The sequence below is a fragment of the Rhizobium sp. 2YAF20 genome (assembly GCF_052114685.1).
In the GTDB taxonomy this organism is placed as follows: Bacteria; Pseudomonadota; Alphaproteobacteria; order Rhizobiales; family Rhizobiaceae; genus Rhizobium.
In genome coordinates this window covers 1-3293 of sequence record NZ_JBFRFF010000095.1, presented here as the reverse complement: position 1 = coordinate 3293, position 3293 = coordinate 1, and the positions used below count along the sequence as shown (strand labels likewise).

Below are 3293 nucleotides of genomic sequence, written 5' to 3'. Positions count from 1 at the left end.
ATGACGAACTGGTAGAGGTGTATGCCTTCCCATCCCATCGCGACCTGAATGACGCCATGAAACTCGCGTAGCGTCATCGTCGAGAAAACCTGAACCCTACGCCACACCATCGGGCTCACGTCCTTCAGCCAGATGCGGAATTGCAGGATGAAAATCTCATCCTCCGAGGCTGCCGCCTCTCCGGCGGTTTTCGTCGCTGCCCGTTTTGCCCTTTTCACATCCGCCAGTCCCGTCAAAATTCAACGACGACGACATACGTCGTTCCAGCCCGCCCCACAAATCCTCATGCTCCCCAGGATGGTCTGACGGTCAAGTCCTGGGACGCCGTATCTGGAAGACCAGGGAACCAGTCTCCTGCGTTGCAAGGAACCGTGGGCGTAGGACCTATCCCGGCGGGCACTTGGTCGTTCAATACGTCCGCCATTCAAACCATCACTGCCCTGGACGATTTTACAGGCACTGTGAATGGTGTGTTGCGTGGGGCCGGCGCGCCCAAATTCACACGTTGGCCGGGTGGCACCTACTCTTGGGGGCTCGAACGCGTGGACTTCGTGCCCGAAGGTGGTACATCAACCCTCGGCCGTACGGGCTTCACAATCCACGGAGGCGACCAATATGGCTCCGCAGGGTGACCCATTTGATGGCTGTCATGGCACAAAATTCTATCACGGCTGCGCCGAGCTTAATTTCGCCGTTCTCACGGTCGACGGACTATTCGTCGTCTAACCAATCTCGCAAAGGATCGCGCAAGCTGAATTTATAGCTTCCGAATTTATTGACATATCCTTGAACAATTTCCTGGCTAACGTTAACTTCATCGTAGAGACCGGATTCACGATTACTTTCGACGAATATCTTCCGCACATCTATCTCCATGTCGGTCGAGATTGGCTTCGCTATGTTTCCTTGTACTATTGTTCTATAGAACAACAAGGAGCGCCCACCACCCAAAGTGGGAATCTTATTTAGGATTGGATAAATAATATCGTCGTTAGCTATTCGTATTCTATACGGAAAAAAATAATCTTCTGGAAAATGGTCGCCTAATATGAATAGGCCGTTGTCAGTGTCGACCAACCAACCTGACAACTCGGCCGAGTCGCCAGCTTTGAAGCCTTGGTGCGTTAACGCTTCCTTGATGTCCACTTCACTTCCCTACTATGATTGCGTTGGCGCCATGAGACATCGCGGATTGCAAAGCGCTGGCCAAGACACCGCGAGAAGCCCATGTATGGATCACGAGTCATGTAATATCGAACACCACCAACCGTCACCTCACTATCGACGATAAAGAAATGACGATTGACATTGACAATCACGGTTTGGCCATTCGATAGCGCTCGATCCAGCTGGCTTGGCAACATACCAACTTCCACGGTATTGCTCACTCCAGCGTTGGAAATCACTGTTGAAAGCTCCAGCGCATTAACGCCGGTAGGTCGAACGCCATTGGCTAAACTACCAATCACATCTTGGAGGCTCACTGACGCGCCAGTATTGTCGCTTATCACCATGGCAGCGCAAGCCGGACCACACACAGGTGCATTCCCCTGTAAGACTACAGTGCCGCTCGGTTGATAAGGAATAGTTTTCGGAACGCCCGCAGCGGTGCCGGCGCCATCTACAAAGGTGTTATTGGTAATAATCTTCCCTGTTTGGGCATTGATTTCAGTGCCTGTCGTTTTACACTTAAACGTAAGAATGCGGCTGTTTCGAATTTGTTTGGCAGATAATTTGAGATTCCTGACGAAGACTAAGTGCAACTACTAAGACGTTCCCGATTTGCTTGCGTGGTCCGCGATGCCGTTGAAATTGCTGCCAAGGCCATCATTGTTCTCGCCCGTAGGTCATCGGAAATAGGATCGCTCACAGCAAAAACACCGTCAATTCTGTCGACGACCAAATCTCACATTAAGTGCCAAAATCCGCATGAAAATCTCACGTTAACTGCCAAGTCTCAAATTAAGTGCCACGCTATCCTATTGAAAATGTTGAACCGACAGTCTTACGATTAACTGGAAAACGACAATTGGCTTGAGTTCACGTCACGAGCGTCCACAACGTAAACAGGACCCCAAGCGATCCACACACCAGTTGTGGCCTGAGAATAACCCTGGAGAAAAACTTTTTCTCTTCTGAGCAGAGCCACTGCTAACTTCTTCACTTCCACACCTTTCACGAATTAAGGATAAATGACTATGTTAACCTGCACGCCCTTTGAAATACCGTACTGCACCGCTTGAGAAATTACCTGCTCTTGTCCACCTCCGGCTCCATTCACGAGTGACGCCGAAAACTTTCTCCATTGATCGAATATTTGGCGGGTGTCATCCACGCGGAGTGAGCATTAGGGCTTGGTTTCTGCGTATTCGAACTTGGCTGTAACCCTGCCGTCCTTGTCAATTGTCAATGTAAAGGCTTGCCAGTTGCCACCCGTATGCGCTTTCATCTTTGCGTGAAGTTCGGGTACGATAAGCATCGGATTGATAGTTTCGTCGTCAACTAGCAGTGCTGAAACTCGCTTGTCGTCGACAAAATACCAAAATTGTTCGTCCACAGCACGCGATCCGTCTTTCTCCTGAAAGTAGCGAAAACGGCATGCAGCCTCGGAGGAGCTTTTAGGAGCACTTTGACGCACCAAGCGGTATAGCTTATCAATTAGCTGTTTCTGCTCTTCAATCGGGTTACTCACTGTCCGCCTCCTACCTCATTCATGAATCGACGTCGAAAACTCTCTCCATTGATCGAATATTCGACAGTTACCGTGTCCGGGCGCGCGTTGCTCGGATCTGATCGGCCAAATGTAACGGTTACGGCACCCACGTCATCACCATTTTTGAGCGCACCACTGATCTCATTTTCCCAGCTCTTATAAGTGCCGTTGTTAAAATTTGCGTTTTGCGGGAACAGGTTAAATCTATCGCACGTGCCTCCGAAGCGGCAAGCCTGAATATGGCCGCCGACATCTCCTGCGATACCTTCTTTCCCGACCACTGTTTGGCGGCTGTCGCGCACACCGGGGCTATCGACTGGCTGATAGGTAACGTAAGCGCGACTTTCCAGGCACCTTCTGAAGCGCGGTGCTCTGAGGCATGAAGTGTCCACCAAAAATAGGTGGACGCTAAATCATGGATGATGCTCAAAAACTTCTGGTGCGACTTGTGGGACGTGACGGTCGACGTCGATATGACCCTGTCTCGAGAGAGCGCCTTGTTGCGGCGTGCCTGGAACCCGGCGTTTCGGTCTCAAGGCTGGCGCTTGAACACGGCGTCAATGCCAATCTTGTTCGGAAA

Annotated in this window: 6 protein-coding genes; 1 reads left to right on the top strand and 5 read right to left on the bottom strand. The window is 50.7% G+C overall.

Features of this window, described 5'->3' with window-relative positions; genetic code table 11:
* The 5 genes from AB4Z52_RS35815 to AB4Z52_RS35795 form a co-directional block, all read right to left on the bottom strand.
* The coding region (locus AB4Z52_RS35815; protein WP_442221708.1) for an IS1096 element passenger TnpR family protein at positions 1-218 on the bottom strand (218 nt) is incomplete at its 3' end.
* A 493-nt stretch (positions 219-711) separates the two neighbouring features.
* Complete coding sequence (locus AB4Z52_RS35810) at positions 712-1146, bottom strand: hypothetical protein (protein WP_442222552.1); 435 nt, start codon at positions 1144-1146, stop codon at positions 712-714.
* Positions 1125-1763: a hypothetical protein gene (locus AB4Z52_RS35805; RefSeq protein ID WP_442222551.1), complete on the bottom strand. Its 639-nt coding sequence runs from the start codon at positions 1761-1763 to the stop codon at positions 1125-1127. Before AB4Z52_RS35805 ends, AB4Z52_RS35810 begins: the two co-directional genes overlap by 22 nt.
* 584 nt (positions 1764-2347) lie before the next feature.
* The gene (locus tag AB4Z52_RS35800; protein ID WP_442222550.1) at positions 2348-2692 is read right to left on the bottom strand and encodes a hypothetical protein; all 345 of its coding nucleotides are present in this window, start codon (positions 2690-2692) and stop codon (positions 2348-2350) included.
* Positions 2689-3015 (bottom strand): DNA/RNA non-specific endonuclease, encoded by a 327-nt coding sequence (locus AB4Z52_RS35795; protein ID WP_442222549.1) that lies wholly within the window; start codon positions 3013-3015, stop codon positions 2689-2691. Before AB4Z52_RS35795 ends, AB4Z52_RS35800 begins: the two co-directional genes overlap by 4 nt.
* A 110-nt stretch (positions 3016-3125) precedes the next feature.
* Between AB4Z52_RS35795 and AB4Z52_RS35790 the strand changes: the two genes are divergently transcribed.
* On the top strand, positions 3126-3293 hold a 168-nt coding region (locus tag AB4Z52_RS35790; protein ID WP_442222553.1), incomplete at its 3' end, for a transposase.